Origin of the sequence: Arenimonas donghaensis DSM 18148 = HO3-R19, from assembly GCF_000743535.1 — a bacterium.
In the GTDB taxonomy this organism is placed as follows: domain Bacteria; phylum Pseudomonadota; class Gammaproteobacteria; order Xanthomonadales; family Xanthomonadaceae; genus Arenimonas; species Arenimonas donghaensis.
The window spans coordinates 98,018-112,228 of record NZ_AVCJ01000051.1 but is presented as its reverse complement, the minus strand read 5'-3'; the positions used below and the strand labels follow the sequence as shown (position 1 = coordinate 112,228).

The 14,211-nt window shown below is 67.2% G+C and carries 12 protein-coding genes and 9 tRNA genes; 3 read left to right on the top strand and 18 right to left on the bottom strand.

Annotated features, from left to right (window positions below; translation table 11 throughout):
• Window position 1: 1 nt before the first annotated feature.
• Both rnhA and N788_RS13560 read right to left on the bottom strand, forming a co-directional pair.
• The gene (rnhA, locus tag N788_RS13565; RefSeq protein WP_034226087.1) at window positions 2–445 is read right to left on the bottom strand and encodes a ribonuclease HI; all 444 of its coding nucleotides are present in this window, start codon (window positions 443–445) and stop codon (window positions 2–4) included.
• A 7-nt stretch (window positions 446–452) separates the two neighbouring features.
• The gene (locus tag N788_RS13560; RefSeq protein WP_034226085.1) at window positions 453–1,067 is read right to left on the bottom strand and encodes a methyltransferase domain-containing protein; all 615 of its coding nucleotides are present in this window, start codon (window positions 1,065–1,067) and stop codon (window positions 453–455) included.
• Between the two features lie 152 nt (window positions 1,068–1,219).
• Between N788_RS13560 and gloB the strand changes: the two genes are divergently transcribed.
• The 3 genes from gloB to N788_RS13545 all read left to right on the top strand — a co-directional run bounded on the left by gloB (window position 1,220) and on the right by N788_RS13545 (window position 4,053).
• Window positions 1,220–1,987, top strand: coding sequence for a hydroxyacylglutathione hydrolase (gene gloB, locus N788_RS13555; protein WP_034226150.1), 768 nt, complete (start codon window positions 1,220–1,222; stop codon window positions 1,985–1,987).
• Window positions 1,984–3,177, top strand: a complete 1,194-nt coding sequence (locus N788_RS13550; protein ID WP_051924673.1) for a transglycosylase SLT domain-containing protein — start codon at window positions 1,984–1,986, stop codon at window positions 3,175–3,177. Before gloB ends, N788_RS13550 begins: the two co-directional genes overlap by 4 nt.
• An 84-nt stretch (window positions 3,178–3,261) precedes the next feature.
• Window positions 3,262–4,053, top strand: a complete 792-nt coding sequence (locus N788_RS13545; RefSeq protein WP_034226083.1) for an enoyl-ACP reductase FabI — start codon at window positions 3,262–3,264, stop codon at window positions 4,051–4,053.
• Window positions 4,054–4,135: 82 nt separating this feature from the next.
• Here N788_RS13545 and N788_RS13540 read toward each other — a convergent pair whose 3' ends face one another.
• The 16 genes from N788_RS13540 to csrA form a co-directional block, all read right to left on the bottom strand.
• Window positions 4,136–6,076 (bottom strand): peptidyl-prolyl cis-trans isomerase, encoded by a 1,941-nt coding sequence (locus N788_RS13540; protein ID WP_034226081.1) that lies wholly within the window; start codon window positions 6,074–6,076, stop codon window positions 4,136–4,138.
• Between the two features lie 84 nt (window positions 6,077–6,160).
• Window positions 6,161–6,237: transfer RNA gene (locus tag N788_RS13535), tRNA-Asp, on the bottom strand.
• Window positions 6,238–6,251: 14 nt separating this feature from the next.
• Window positions 6,252–6,326, bottom strand: a tRNA-Val gene (locus tag N788_RS13530).
• A gap of 16 nt (window positions 6,327–6,342) precedes the next feature.
• The gene (locus N788_RS13525; RefSeq protein ID WP_034226079.1) at window positions 6,343–6,615 is read right to left on the bottom strand and encodes an HU family DNA-binding protein; all 273 of its coding nucleotides are present in this window, start codon (window positions 6,613–6,615) and stop codon (window positions 6,343–6,345) included.
• Between the two features lie 207 nt (window positions 6,616–6,822).
• Entirely contained in the window at window positions 6,823–9,264 is a 2,442-nt protein-coding gene (gene lon / locus N788_RS13520; protein ID WP_034226076.1) for an endopeptidase La, read from the bottom strand.
• 135 nt (window positions 9,265–9,399) lie between these two features.
• Window positions 9,400–10,689, bottom strand: a complete 1,290-nt coding sequence (clpX, locus tag N788_RS13515; protein WP_034226074.1) for an ATP-dependent Clp protease ATP-binding subunit ClpX — start codon at window positions 10,687–10,689, stop codon at window positions 9,400–9,402.
• 116 nt (window positions 10,690–10,805) lie between these two features.
• Entirely contained in the window at window positions 10,806–11,429 is a 624-nt protein-coding gene (gene clpP, locus N788_RS13510; RefSeq protein WP_034226071.1) for an ATP-dependent Clp endopeptidase proteolytic subunit ClpP, read from the bottom strand.
• Between the two features lie 25 nt (window positions 11,430–11,454).
• Entirely contained in the window at window positions 11,455–12,756 is a 1,302-nt protein-coding gene (gene tig / locus N788_RS13505) for a trigger factor (protein WP_034226146.1), read from the bottom strand.
• Between the two features lie 88 nt (window positions 12,757–12,844).
• A tRNA-Leu gene (locus N788_RS13500) sits at window positions 12,845–12,929 on the bottom strand.
• Window positions 12,930–12,960: 31 nt separating this feature from the next.
• Window positions 12,961–13,036 (bottom strand) — tRNA-Lys (locus N788_RS13495).
• Between the two features lie 52 nt (window positions 13,037–13,088).
• Window positions 13,089–13,165 (bottom strand) — tRNA-His (locus N788_RS13490).
• Between the two features lie 38 nt (window positions 13,166–13,203).
• Window positions 13,204–13,280 (bottom strand) — tRNA-Arg (locus N788_RS13485).
• 67 nt (window positions 13,281–13,347) lie between these two features.
• A tRNA-Pro gene (locus N788_RS13480) sits at window positions 13,348–13,424 on the bottom strand.
• A gap of 132 nt (window positions 13,425–13,556) precedes the next feature.
• Window positions 13,557–13,633: transfer RNA gene (locus tag N788_RS13475), tRNA-Arg, on the bottom strand.
• Window positions 13,634–13,775: 142 nt separating this feature from the next.
• Window positions 13,776–13,868, bottom strand: a tRNA-Ser gene (locus N788_RS13470).
• Window positions 13,869–13,923: 55 nt separating this feature from the next.
• A complete protein-coding gene (csrA, locus tag N788_RS13465) occupies window positions 13,924–14,142 on the bottom strand; it encodes a carbon storage regulator CsrA (protein ID WP_034226068.1) in 219 nt (72 codons plus the stop codon).
• Between the last annotated feature and the right edge of the window lie 69 nt (window positions 14,143–14,211).

Here is a 14,211-nt window from a genome sequence, read left to right as displayed (position 1 = left end):
GTCAGCTCCTGAACTTTTCGGCTTCGGCGCGCGCCAGGCGGTCGACGCGTTCGTTCTCGACGTGGCCGGCGTGGCCCTTGACCCACTTCCAGGCCACCGTGTGCGGCTTGCTGGCATCGTGCAGGCGCACCCACAGGTCCTGGTTCTTGACCGGTTGCCCGGCGGCGGTCTTCCAGCCGCGACGGATCCAGTTGGGCAGCCATTCGCCGATGCCCTTCTGCACGTACTGGGAGTCGGTGGAGAGTTCGACGTCGCAGGGCGCCTTGAGCGCTTCGAGCGCCATGATGGCCGCCATCAGCTCCATGCGGTTGTTCGTGGTTTCGCGTTCGCCGCCCGCGAGTTCGCGCTCCCGGCCTTCATGGCGCAGCAGCGCGGCCCAGCCGCCCGGCCCTGGATTGCCGAGGCAGGCGCCATCGGTGTGGATTTCAACGGACTTCTTGCTCAATTCAGGTTCATCCAACAGTCATGCCAGGCCGCAGGGCCATGGTCGGGGTTCCGGCGCGCAGCGGGGTCAGGCCCGGTTCGCGCCGCCTGGCCACCAGCAGGTGCGCGGCGCGCAGGCCGGCGAACAGCCCCTGGCGAAGGGGTTCACGCAATTCGAGTCCGGCGGCCGGGGCCCAGATCGGGCCGATCCAGTGCTGGCGTTCGATCTCCAGGCCCTGGTCGACGACCTGCTGGCCGAGCCAGACCGGGTCGATGCCACGCAGCCCGCTGAAGGCCCAGCGCAGGCGTGCCAGGCCCCAGGGGTTGAGGCTGGCCAGCAAGGCGACGCCGCCGGGCTTGAGCACCCGGGCGATCTCGCGGACCAGGACCTCGGGCTCGGGTGAGGTTTCGAATACGCACAGCGCATAGACCAGCGACAGGCTCCCGGTGGCCAGCGGCAAGGCGTCGTCGCGGCAGTCGAGGTCGCCGCCGAAGCGGTCTCCCGCCCGGTGCAGGCTCAGGACCTGGGCCAGCATGTTGCCCGACAGGACCTCGGGCAAGGCACGACAGGGGCGCAGGTAAAGGCCGCTGTGTCCGAACACCCGGGTGAGTTCCGGGGTGGCCTCGCGCTGTACCTGGTGCACAAGCCCCAGCCCCGCCTCCCGGCTGAACCAGTCTTCTGCGCCGGATTCGGGTTGACGGGGGGAGGCGGCCGCGGGCATGTTCCGATTCTGCGTCATTCACGCCGTTCAGGTCACCCCGCTTGCCAGAGTCGATTGCAAACCCGGCTGCGCCGCTGGAGCTGATCCCGCTGCCGGCTTTCCAGGACAACTACATCTGGCTGCTCGCTGGCGGCGGCGGTGATTGCATCGTGGTCGACCCCGGTGACGCCGCACCCGTGCTGGCGGCCGCCTCGCGCGGCCTGCGGCCGGTGGCGGTGCTGCTGACCCACCACCACGCCGACCACGTCGGTGGCGTCCAGGCCCTCCTGGAGGCGTTCCCCGTGGCCTGCTACGGACCGGACGATTCACGGGTCCCGGCCGCGGCCCTCCGCGTCGGCGACGGCGACCGGGTCGAGGTGCCGGCGCTCGGCGTTTGTTTCGACGTCATCGCGGTGCCCGGCCACACCCGCAGCCATATCGCCTTCCACGGCGCCGGCCTGCTGTTCAGCGGCGACACCCTGTTCAGCCTCGGCTGCGGCCGGCTGTTCGAAGGCAGCCCGGAACAGATGCTCGAATCGCTCGACCGGCTGGCAGCCCTGCCCGGTGACACCCGGGTCTGTTGCGGCCACGAATACACCCAGGCCAATGGCCGCTTCGCCCAGGTCGCCGATCCGGGCAACGCGGAATGCGCCAGGCGCCTGGACGCGGTGCGGGCGGCACGCGCGCGTGGCGAGCCCAGCCTGCCGGTCAGCCTGGCCAGCGAACGCGACTGCAATCCCTTCCTGCGCACCGATACGGCCGCGGTGCGCGACACCGTCGCCCGGCGCCTGGGCCGGCCGCCCCGCGACCGCCTGGAGGTGTTCGCGACGCTGCGGGACTGGAAGGACGGGTTCGCCGGATGAAGCGCCATGCCGTGGTGCTGCTGCCGGCGCTGTTGCTGGCCGCCTGCCAGCTGCCGGTGAAAACCACGCCGCCGGCGCCGGACGCCCGCGGTTCGGCGGCGACGCCAGCGACTGAACCTGCGGCCAAACCCTCCGCCCCGGTCGCGGTGCGCGCCGACGAGGCACCGGCCGCGCCGGAACCCGAGCTCACGCCCGATCCCATCGACACCGGTGCCGAGCTCTTCGACCACCTGGCGTCGCGCTTCCAGTCCCCGGTCTGCATCAAGGGCGACGCCAACAAGGGCTGGCGCAAGCGCTACGCGGGTCATCCGGCGTCCTTCGCGCGGCACCTCGAGGAAATCCTGCCGCTGATGGCCTATGTCGCCGCCGAGGTAGACGAACGCGGCCTGCCGGCCGAGTTCGTGCTGATACCGATCGTCGAAAGCTGGTATCGCCCCCAGGCCATCGGCCCCGGCGGTCCGGCCGGCATGTGGCAGATGATCGCCAGCACCGCGCGCAACCACGGCATCCGGATCCAGTCCGGCTACGACGGCCGGCTGTCGCCGGTCGCGTCCACCGACGCCGCCCTGGACTACCTAGCCGTGCTGTCGGCACGTTTCGATGGCGACTGGCGTGCGGCGGTGATGGCCTACAACGCCGGCGAATACCGGATAGAACGCGCCTTCCGTTCCAACGGCCACCGCGACGCGTCCGGCGAGCGAAAGCTGCCGCAGGGGCTATCGCGCATCACCTACGACTACGTCGCGAAGCTGCGTGCCCTGGCCTGCCTGATCGCCGAACCCGGGCGCCAGGGGCTGGAACTGCCGCGGGAGGCGCGGTTCGTGCCGCTGGCGCGGCTGCCGCTGCCGCCACGGGCCCAGTCGCTCGACCAGGCGGCGCTGGCGCTGGTGGCCGATGCCCGCGAGCTGCGGCGGCTCAATCCGGCCTATCGCGGTGGGCGCATCGTCAACGGCGTACCGCGGGAAATACTGGCCCCGGCCACGCCGGCGACGCTGCTGGCGGCGACATCGCTGCCCCCGGCCCCGGCCGCAGGCACCGCCGATGCACGCAGCCACCAGGTCGACAGCGGGGACACCCTGTCGGGCATTGCGCGGGAGTACGGCGTCAGCCTGCGCCAGCTCTACCGGCTCAACGGGCTCAACGGGCGTTCGGTGCTGCAGGTGGGCCAGGACATCCGGGTCGACCCCTGATCCGGCTCCATGCTTGGCGGTATGGCCCGGACCGGGCGAAACTAGGGCGTTCGCACCGCCGACACGGCGGCACAGGAGGAGAACATGGGATTTCTGACGGGCAAGCGTGCCCTGATCGTGGGTATCGCAAGCCAGCGCTCCATCGCCACCGGCATCGCCGAGGCCATGCACCGTGAGGGCGCCGAACTGGCCTTCACCTACCAGAACGACAAACTCAAGTCGCGCGTCGAAGACGCCGCGCGCGAGAACGGCTCGGACATCGTGCTGCCCCTGGACGTCTCGGACGACGCCCAGATCGACCAGGTCTTCGCCGACCTGGGCAAGCGCTGGGATGGCCTGGACATCCTGGTGCATTCGGTCGGCTTCGCGCCGCGCGAGGCGATCGAGGGCGAGTACCTGCAGGGACTGACCCGCGAGAACTTCCGCATCGCCCACGACGTGTCCAGCTACAGCCTGGCCGCCCTGGCCAAGGCCGCACGGCCGATGATGAAGGGCCGCGGCGGCAGCATCCTGACCCTGAGCTACCTGGGCGCCCAGCGCGCACTGGTGAACTACAACGTCATGGGCGTGGCCAAGGCCAGCCTGGAAGCGAACATGCGCTACCTCGCCCTGAACCTGGGCCCCGAGGGCACCCGCGTGAACGCCATTTCGGCCGGCCCGATCAAGACCCTGGCCGCGGCCGGCATCGCCAACTTCCGCAAGATGCTCGGCCACGTCGAGGAATACGCGCCGCTGCGCCGCAGCGTCACGATCGAGGATGTCGGCAACGTCGCGGCGTTCCTGTGTTCGGACCTGGCCTCGGGCGTCACCGGCGAGGTCACCTACGTCGACGCGGGCTACAACATCCTTGGCATGACCGGCATCGAAGGCGTCTGAATCAGCGTGCCACGGCAAGCATGAGCGCAACAAAAAAGGCCCGGGAATCCCGGGCCTTTTTCTTGTCCTGGCAAAGAGCGGCTCAGAGCCGGTCTTCGGCCACCGTCACGGTGTACTGACGGCGCAGCGCCCGGATGTAAGCCTCGGCCTCGACCGTGGCGCGGGCCTGCACCAGCTGCTGGCGCAGCGCTTCGCGGGTGGCTTGATCGAGTTCGCCCAGCTCGCCTTCGCGCACTTCGGTGACCCGCACCAGGGCGTGGCGGTCGGCGCCGAGGCGCACGATGCCGGCGCTGGCAGCGTCCTCGTCCGGCGCGGAAAGACGGAAGGCCTCTTCGATCAGCAGCGGCGGCAGCTGCGACTGGCGGGTGACGCCCGGCAGTTCGGCCACGGTGCGGCCGACTTCGCTGGCCAGGTCGGCAAAGGACTCGCCGGCCAGGGCGCGCTCGAGCAGGGCTTCGGCCTGGGCCTCGGAGGCCTTGGACAGGGCGTCGGCGACCAGGTCGGCGCGCACGCGTTCGCGCACCTCCTCAAAGGGGATCAGCGCGGCCGGCTCGACCTCGACCACGTGCAGCACCACCAGGTGGTTCGGACCGATTTCGATGGCGTCACTGACCTGCCGCTCGACCCGCTGGGGGTCGGCGAAGGCCGCCTCGCGAACCTCGGGCATGGCCGCGATGCCGTCGCCGGCGTCGCGCGAGAACACCGCGCTGCGCTTGAGCTCCAGTCCGGTGGCTTCGGCCGCCGGTGCCAGCGCGGTCGGGTCGCGGTAGACGCGCTCGATCAGCTGGTTGCCCAGGTCACTGTAGATGCGGTCACGCTCGGTGGCCAGGAACTCGGCTTCGATTTCCTCGCGCACCTCTTCGAACGTGCGCTCGCTGCCCGGGGTGAGGTCGGCCAGCTGGATGACGTGCCAGCCCTCGGGCGTGCGCGCGGGGTCGGCGACCTGGCCGACTTCCTCCAGGCCGAAGAGCGCGTCCTGGAACGGACCCTCGAACAGTCCGGCCTCGATCGGACCCAGCAGGCCGCCGTCGGCCTTCGAACCGATGTCGTCGGAATGCTCGGCCGCCAGCGCGGCGAAGTCGGCACCCGGCTGGCGGGCCTGGTCGGCCAGGGCCTGGGCGCGTTCGCGCGCAGCCTCGACCTCGGCTTCGTCGGCGTCGGCGGACACCGACACCAGGATGTGCGCAGCCGAGCGCACCGGTTCGGTGACGTAGCGGCCGCGCTGGTCCTGATAGCGCTGGCGCAGCGTCTGCTCGTCCACGACGGTGGGCACGTCGAGCGTCGCGCCGTCGATCTCGACGTATTCGATGGCGACGTGCTCGGGACGCGTGTAACGCTCGCCATGGCTGTCGTACCAGGCCTTGAGCGCTTCTTCGGTCGGCGCCTCGGGCGCGGCCGGGGTCGGCAGGTCGATCAGTTCGAGGTCCCGCTGCTCGCGCGCCAGCGTCAGCGCCTCTTCGAGCTCGTCGTCGGTGGCCAGGCCGGTGCTGGCCACTTGGCCGGGCACGGTGCGGCTGGCCATGTCGGCGGCGACGGTGGCCATGAACTGGCCATGGCTCAGGCCGCGGGCGGCCAGCCCCAGGCGGTACTGGTCCGCGCTGTACTGGCCGTTGACCTGGAATTCTTCCATGCGCTTGAGTTCGGCGGCGACCTCGCCTTCGCCAATGGCGATGCCATCGCGCTCGGCGACCATCGCCATGACCTCTTCGTCGATCATCCGGTCGAGCACTTCGCGCTTGCTGTCGATGCTTTCGAAGCGGGCCGAATCGAAGCCTTCGCCCTGGCGGTCGCGCGCCGCCTGGCGGGCCTGCTCGAACCGACGCTGGAAGCGGTCCTGCGGGATCTCGCGGACCTGCTTGCCCCAGATCCAGAACTTCGCCGGACCTTCGATCTTGGCCGAATAGGTTTCGATCTTGGGCGAAAAATAGGAGTCAACGCCGAAGAAGGCCATCGTGATGATGACCAGGCCCAGGATGGTGAATGCAAGGAAGCCAGAGGACTTGTCGCGAATGGTCTGGAGCATGTGCGTTATGCCGTCCGAAGGGGACCCCGGGCTTCCCGGGGCCGGAAAAAACGAAGGCGCCCTTTTGGGGCGCCCTCGGGGATATGGCGGAGTGGACGGGACTCGAACCCGCGACCTCCGGCGTGACAGGCCAGCATTCTAACCAACTGAACTACCACTCCGCGTATCACTTACCTGGTGGGTGCTGAGGGTTTCGAACCCCCGACCCTCGCCTTGTAAGGGCGACGCTCTACCGCTGAGCTAAGCACCCTTCCCAAGGAAGACGCTCAGTTTACAGCATCCTTCAGGGCTTTGCCAGCCTTGAACGCAGGATTTTTCGAGGCCTTGATCTTGATGGTCTCGCCGGTCTGGGGGTTGCGGCCCTGGCGGGCAGCGCGCTTGCGCACCGAGAAGGTACCGAAGCCCACCAGCGTCACCGTGTCGCCCTTCTTGAGGGCCTTGCTGATGGTGTCGATCATTGCGTCGACCGCGCGCGCCGCGTCGGCCTTGGACAGCTCGGCGGCGTCGGCGACGGCACCCGTGAATTCGGCTTTGTTCATTATTGACTCCCTGAGCGAGTTGAACCCGCGTGTTTGAAAACCGGGGCGCCCGGCTTGGCCTGGGCACGCCCCGATCCACCTGTACCGCTACTGGCCGGAATCTCGTCCGTGCAGCGGTTGAGAAGATTTATACCAGCGGCAATTTGCCTACGCAACAAGCGAAAGCCTTTTATTTCGCGGCTTCCAGCCATTCTTTCGTGCAAATACTCAATGCCGCAGGGGCGCCCCCGTGCCGTCCTTCGGCTCTTTCCCCTCCGCAGCCTCCGGCGTGGGCTCGGGCGTCGACTCGGGCGCCAGGGGGCGCACCAGGGCGACGTCGAGCACTTCCTCGATCCACTTCACCGGGATGATCTCCAGGCCCTGGGTGACGTTCTTGGGAATGTCGGCCAGGTCCTTCTTGTTGTCGTCGGGGATCAGCACGGTGCGGATGCCGCCGCGCAGCGCAGCCAGCAGCTTTTCCTTGAGCCCACCGATCGGCAGCACCCTGCCGCGCAGGGTGATCTCGCCGGTCATGGCCAGGTCGGCGCGGATCGGCACGCCCGACAGCACCGACACCAGGGCGGTCACCATGGCGATGCCGGCGCTGGGGCCGTCCTTGGGCGTGGCGCCCTCGGGCACGTGCACGTGGGTATCGAACTTCTGGTGGAATTCGGCGTCCAGGCCCAGCCGCTCGGTGCGCGAACGCACCACGCTGTAGGCGGCCTTCACCGACTCCTGCATGACGTCGCCCAGCTGCCCGGTGAGGATGAGCTGGCCCTTGCCGGGAAGCAGGGTGGCTTCGATCTGCAGCAGGTCGCCGCCCACTTCGGTCCAGGCCAGCCCGGTGACCAGGCCGACTTCGCTTTCCTGCTCGGCCCGGCCGAAATCGAAGCGCTGCACGCCCAGGTACTTGTCCAGGTTCTTGGCGGTGACGTTCATCGCCGCCTTGCCCGCCTTGCCGGGCTTGCGCGGGCCGGCCAGCGCGATTTCCTTGACCACCTTGCGGCAGATCTTGGAGATCTCGCGTTCGAGGTTTCGCACGCCCGACTCGCGCGTGTAATAGCGCACGATGTCGCGCACCGCGCTCTCGCTGATCTTCAGTTCCGCCGGCTGCAGCCCGTTCGCCTTGAGCTGCTTGGGGATCAGGTAACGATCGGCGATGTGCAGCTTCTCGTCCTCGGTGTAACCGGGGATGCGGATGACCTCCATGCGGTCGAGCAGCGGCCCCGGGATGCGGAGCGAGTTGGCCGTGGCGACGAACATCACCTCGCTCAGGTCGAGGTCGACCTCGAGGTAGTGGTCGTTGAAGGCGCTGTTCTGTTCCGGGTCCAGCACCTCGAGCAGGGCCGAGGACGGATCGCCGCGGAAGTCCATGCTCATCTTGTCCAGCTCGTCGAGCATGAACAGCGGGTTCTTGCTGCCGACCTTGCTCAGGTTCTGGACGATGCGCCCGGGCATCGAACCGATGTAGGTGCGGCGATGGCCGCGGATCTCGGCCTCGTCGCGCACGCCGCCCAGCGACATGCGCACGAACTTGCGGTTGGTGGCCTTGGCGATGGACTGGCCGAGCGACGTCTTGCCCACGCCCGGCGGACCGACCAGACACAGGATCGGGCCGCGCATCTGCTTCACCCGCGACTGCACCGCCAGGTATTCGAGGATGCGTTCCTTGACCTTCTCCAGGCCGTAATGGTCGGCATCGAGCACGTCCTGCGCCGCCTTGAGGTCCTTGCGCACCTTGCTGCGCTTCTTCCAGGGCACCCCGACCAGCCAGTCGATGTAGTTGCGCACGACCGTGGCTTCGGCCGACATCGGCGACATCTGCTTGAGCTTGTTGAGTTCGGACTTGGCCTTGGCCTCGACCGGCTTGGGCATGCCGGCCTTGGCGACCTTCTTGGTCAGTTCCTCGAGTTCGTTGGGCGCCTCGTCGAGCTCACCGAGCTCCTTCTGGATCGCCTTCATCTGCTCGTTGAGGTAGTACTCGCGCTGGCTCTTTTCCATCTGCGACTTGACCCGGCCGCGGATGCGCTTCTCGATCTGCTGCACGTCGATCTCGCCATCCACCAGCCCGATCAGCATCTCCAGGCGCTGGCCGACCTCGAGCGTTTCGAGCAGCTGCTGCTTGTCGGCCAGGCGCGCGCCGAGGTGGGCCGAGATGGTGTCGGCCAGGCGGCTGGGGTCGTCGATGCCCGAAAGCGTGGTCAGCAGCTCGGGCGGCAGCTTGCGGTTGGTCTTGACGTACTGCTCGAACAGGCTCATCAGCGAACGCAGCGTCACCTCGAGCTCGCGCTCGTCGCGCTCGTGCACGGATTCGACTTCCTCGCCCCTGGCGGTCAGCGCGCCCTCGCGGTCGCCGAAGCCGCTGATCGCGACGCGTCCGGAGCCCTCGACCAGCACCTTGATGGTGCCGTCGGGCAGCTTGAGCAGCTGCAGGACCTGGGCCAGGGTGCCGACCGAGTACAGGTCGTCGGCGGCCGGGTCGTCGGTGTCCGGGCTTTTCTGGGCGACCAGCACGATCTGCTTGTCGCCGGCCATGGCCAGGTCCAGGGCCTTGATCGAACGGTCCCGTCCGACGAACAGGGGGATCACCATGTGCGGGTAAACGACCACGTCGCGCAGCGGCAGCACGGGAAGGTCGACCTGGTGGGGAATCTTGGCGGTGTCTTGCATGTGAAGGCTCCTCGGGGGCGTGCCCCGGTCAGGCTCAGGTTATGGGGTCCGCCGGGCCGGCTTGCAAGTTTTTCCGCCCAAACGCACACGGGCCGGAAAAACCGGCCCGTGGTTCAATGACTTGCGTGCTGCCATTCAGTCCGCGGCGGCGGCCTTGGGGCTGGCCTTTGGCTCGGAGCTGTAGATCAGGTAGGGCTCGGTCTGGTGGTTGATCACCGACTCGTCCACCACGACCTTGCTGACGTTTTCCAGGGACGGCAGCTCATACATCGTGTCGAGCAGCACCGACTCCATGATGGTGCGAAGGCCACGGGCGCCGGTCTTGCGCTTGAGCGCCCGGCGCGCGATCGCCAGCAAGGCGTCGGGACGGACCTCGAGCTCGACCCCTTCCATCTCGAACAGCTTGCGGAACTGCTTGGTGATGGCGTTCTTGGGCTCGGTGAGGATCTTCACCAGGGCGGTTTCGTCCAGTTCCTCGAGCGTGGCGACCACCGGCAGGCGGCCGACGAATTCGGGAATGAGGCCGAACTTGACCAGGTCCTCGGGCTCGACGTCGGCCAGCAGCTTGCCGACCTCGGCCTTGCGCTCGCTGGACTTGACCTTGGCGCCGAAGCCGATGCCGCCCGAATCGGTGCTGCGGGCCTGGATCAGCTTGTCGAGGCCGGCGAAGGCGCCGCCGACGATGAACAGGATGTTCTTGGTGTCGACCTGCAGGAACTCCTGCTGCGGGTGCTTGCGGCCGCCCTGCGGCGGCACCGAAGCCACGGTGCCTTCGATGAGCTTGAGCAGCGCCTGCTGCACGCCCTCGCCCGAGACGTCGCGGGTGATGGACGGGTTCTCGGACTTGCGCGAGATCTTGTCGATTTCGTCGATGTAGACGATGCCCTGCTGGGCCTTGTCGACGTCGTAGTCGCACTTCTGCAGGAGCTTCTGGATGATGTTCTCGACGTCCTCGCCGACGTAGCCCGCTTCGGTAAGCGTGGTGGCGTCGGCGATGGTGAACGGGACGTTGAGCAGGCGCGCGAGGGTCTCGGCCAGCAGGGTCTTGCCCGAACCGGTGGGACCGACCAGCAGGATGTTGGACTTCGACAGTTCGATGTCGTCGTTCTTGATCCGGCTTTCGATGCGCTTGTAGTGGTTGTAGACGGCCACCGACAGCGTCTTCTTCGCACGCTGCTGGCCGATCACGTATTGGTCGAGGACCTCGAGGATTTCCTTCGGCTTGGGAAGGTGGCTACGGGCGGCGTGCGCCTTTTCCTCGAGTTCCTCGCGGATGATGTCGTTGCACAGCTCGACGCATTCATCGCAGATGAACACGCTGGGGCCCGCGATCAGCTTGCGCACCTCATGCTGGCTCTTGCCGCAGAAGGAGCAGTAGAGGATCTTGCTGCTGTCGCCGGTGCGGCCCTGGCGGTCTTCGGTCATGCTGTCTGGGCCCTGGTGGAGTGGGTCGGGAGCGAGAATATCACAGGCCGGCGCGACTCAAGCCCCGGCCCCCGAGGGGACCGGAGCGGGCGTGAAGGTCACGTCGGGGGCGGTGTTCAGCCTGCCTGGATGGAGTCGTCCGGGCGACGGTCGAGCACTTCATCGACCATTCCGTAGGCCTTGGCGGCCTCGGCGTCCATGAAGTTGTCGCGGTCGGTGTCCTTGGCGATGCGCTCGACCGGCTGGCCGGTGTGCGTGGACAGGATCTGGTTGAGCTTGTCGCGCATGGTCAGGATTTCGCGGGTGTGGATCTCGATGTCGCTGGCCTGGCCCTGGAAGCCGCCCAGCGGCTGGTGGATCATGACCCGGGAGCTGGGCAGGCAGTAGCGCTTGCCGGCCGCGCCGGCGGCCAGCAGCAGCGAACCCATCGAGGCCGCCTGGCCGACGCAGATGGTGCTGACGTCGGGTCGGATGAACTGCATGGTGTCGTAGATCGCCATGCCCGAGGTGACCACGCCGCCGGGCGAGTTGATGTACAGGCTGATGTCCTTCTCGGGGTTCTCGGCCTCGAGGAACAGCAGCTGCGCAACGATCACGTTGGCCATGTAGTCATCGATCGGGCCGACCAGGAAGATGACGCGTTCCTTGAGCAGGCGCGAGTAGATGTCGTAGGCGCGTTCACCGCGGCTGGTCTGTTCGACCACCATCGGCACCAGGTTCAAGCCCTTGATCGGATCCATTCGGAATTCCTCCTTGGGGGCCGGCTCAGCCGGCCGGGCGCATCAGTTCGGTGAAGCTCACGCTCTTTTCGGTGGCCTTGGCGCGCTCGGCGATCCAGTCGATCACCTGCTCTTCCATCACGCGGTTGCGCAGCCCGGACATCAGGTTGGCGTCGTTGCGGTAGAGCTCGACCACCTGCGACGGATCCTCGTAGGTCGAGGCGATCAGCTGCAGGGTTTCGGTCAGGCGCTTGTTGTCGAGGCTGAGCTTGTTCTGGCGGGCGACTTCGCCCACCAGCAGGCCGGCGGCGACGCGCTTGTGGGCGGCGTCCTTGAACTGGGCGGCTTCGAACGTGGCGTTGGCCTGGCCCTGCTGGCGGGCCTGCTGCTGGGCGTTGGCAGCCATGCTGCGGGCTTCGGCCTCGACCAGGCGCGGCGGCAGTTCGACGTCGGCGTAGGCGGCGACCAGCTTGCTGGCGACTTCGCTGCGCAGGCGCTGCATCAGGTTGCCCTTGAGCTCGCGCTCGAGGTTGGCCCGCACTTCCTTGCGGAAGACGTCCAGCTTGCCGCTCTTGATGCCAAAGCTCTTGACGAAAGCTTCGTCCACTTCGGGCAGCTTCGGCGCCGAGACCTTGACGGCCTTGACCGCGACCTTGGCGGCCTTGCCGGCCAGGTCGGCGTTGCGCCAGTTGTCCGGGAAGGTGACCTCGACCTCGGCCTCGTCGCCGGCCTTCATGCCGACCAGGCGCTGCTCGAGCTCCGGGTACAAGACGTTGGAGCCGACCACGGTCGCGCCGCGCTCGACACCTTCGGCCGGCACGCGGCCGTCGGCGGTGGTGGCGGACGTCTCGACCTGGACCAGGTCGCCGGCCTGGGCGGCGCGTTCGACCGGCTCCCAGCTGCGGCGCTGCTGGCGCAGGGTCTCGATCATGGTGTCGATATCGGATTCTTCGATGACCGCGGTGGTGCGCTCGATCTCGAGCTTGGCCGGATCGATCTCGCCGAACTCCGGCACGACCTCGAAGGTGGCGGTGTAGCGGATTTCGCCGCCCTCGCCTTCCGGCTCGGCCTTGATCTCCGGGTTGCCGGCGACCTGCAGCTTCTCCTGGCGGATGGCTTCGCCCAGGCTTTCGCGGACGAGGTCGCCATAGGCTTCCGAGCGGACCTGGGGACCGAAGCGCTGCTCGATCACCTTGGTCGGGACCTTGCCCTTGCGGAAGCCCTTGATGTTGGCCGTGCGCGCGATTTCGCGCAGGCGGTTGCCGACGGCGCCCTCGAGACGGTCGGCCGGCAGGCTGACGGTGAGGCGACGTTCGAGGTTGGCGGTGTTCTCAAGCGAGACTTGCATGTTCACTCCTGCGACGCGCCTTTGATGTGGGCGCGAAAATGAAAAAACCCGCGGAGCTTCGGTTCGTCCCCGCGCCTCCGTTGCCGGATGGTGCGAAAGGAGAGACTCGAACTCTCACGGGTTGCCCCACTGGAACCTAAATCCAGCGCGTCTACCAGTTTCGCCACTTTCGCAACGCCGCGCGGGTTCGATTCTTGGGGAAGATGGTGGGCCGTGTAGGATTCGAACCTACGACCTATTGATTAAGAGTCAACTGCTCTACCAACTGAGCTAACGGCCCGTTATCTTCCCGCCGAAGCGGCTGCGACGGCACATTATGCCGTGCCTGGAACTGGGGTGGAAGACGGGACTCGAACCCGCGACCCTCGGAATCACAATCCGATGCTCTAACCAACTGAGCTACATCCACCAATGTAAAACCACCCTGCCTTCGCCACCCATCCCACCTGGCGCGCCCGGCAGGACTCGAACCTGCAACCGCCGGCTTAGAAGGCCGGTGCTCTATCCGGTTGAGCTACGGGCGCCTGCCGGGATGATACCGGCCGGTGCACGCCGCATCCATGCGGGTTGCAGTGCAGGGGAAAAACGGCCTGGTCGGGGCAGAGGGATTCGAACCCACGACATCCAGCTCCCAAAGCTGGCGCTCTACCAGGCTGAGCTATACCCCGGCGGTGAAGCCCGACGCCCGAACCAGCGCGCCGCAGGAGTCTCACTTTACGGTCGGCGGGGTTGCAGGCGCAATGCGCCCTGTCCCCCGTCGTCCGATGAAAAAGGGTGCCGAAGCACCCTGTTTCGAATAGTGGCGCGCCCGGAGAGATTCGAACTCCCGACCACCAAGTTCGTAGCCTGGTGCTCTATCCAGCTGAGCTACGGGCGCGCAGAAGCGAAATTATGGGGCACTGCAGCGAAGGCGTCAATACTTTCGTAAAGAACTTTTGCTGCGAAATCCTGCCGCCATCCGTGGCCAGGACGAAAAAATCGCCGCCATCGCGGGCTGCGATCGCGGCGATCCGTAGACCTGGCGGAGTGAGAGGGATTCGAACCCTCGATAAGGCTTTTGACCCTATACTCCCTTAGCAGGGGAGCCCCTTCAGCCACTCGGGCATCACTCCGGAAACGGTTACCGGCAGCGCCTTTCGGGCGAAACCGGCCGCATAGGATATCCCTTCAGCCCTGCTTTGGTAAACCCGCATCGGGATCGGCCTCGCCAGGCACTTCGGCGTCGTCCTTCTGGATGCGCTGGAAGATTTCCTCGCGGTGCACGGCGACGTCCTTGGGCGCGGTGATGCCGATGCGCACCTGGTTGCCCTTGACGCCCAGCACCGTCACGGTGACCGAGTCGCCAATCATCAGGGTCTCTCCCACCCTTCGCGTAAGTATCAGCATCCCCTTCCCTCCCGATACGTCCTTGCACCGGCCCGCCTGTCGCCTGACCCGCGGTTCCCCGGCCGCGCA

Bases quoted from the DNA above. Each gene is read 5' to 3' on its own strand.
- N788_RS13550 (WP_051924673.1), top strand. From the start codon at position 1,984: ATGAAGCGCCATGCCGTGGTGCTGCTGCCGGCGCTGTTGCTGGCCGCC.
- N788_RS13545 (WP_034226083.1), top strand. From the start codon at position 3,262: ATGGGATTTCTGACGGGCAAGCGTGCCCTGATCGTGGGTATCGCAAGC.
- N788_RS13540 (WP_034226081.1), bottom strand. From the start codon at position 6,076: ATGCTCCAGACCATTCGCGACAAGTCCTCTGGCTTCCTTGCATTCACC.
- N788_RS13525 (WP_034226079.1), bottom strand. From the start codon at position 6,615: ATGAACAAAGCCGAATTCACGGGTGCCGTCGCCGACGCCGCCGAGCTG.
- lon (WP_034226076.1), bottom strand. From the start codon at position 9,264: ATGCAAGACACCGCCAAGATTCCCCACCAGGTCGACCTTCCCGTGCTG.
- clpX (WP_034226074.1), bottom strand. From the start codon at position 10,689: ATGACCGAAGACCGCCAGGGCCGCACCGGCGACAGCAGCAAGATCCTC.
- clpP (WP_034226071.1), bottom strand. From the start codon at position 11,429: ATGGATCCGATCAAGGGCTTGAACCTGGTGCCGATGGTGGTCGAACAG.
- tig (WP_034226146.1), bottom strand. From the start codon at position 12,756: ATGCAAGTCTCGCTTGAGAACACCGCCAACCTCGAACGTCGCCTCACC.
- csrA (WP_034226068.1), bottom strand. From the start codon at position 14,142: ATGCTGATACTTACGCGAAGGGTGGGAGAGACCCTGATGATTGGCGAC.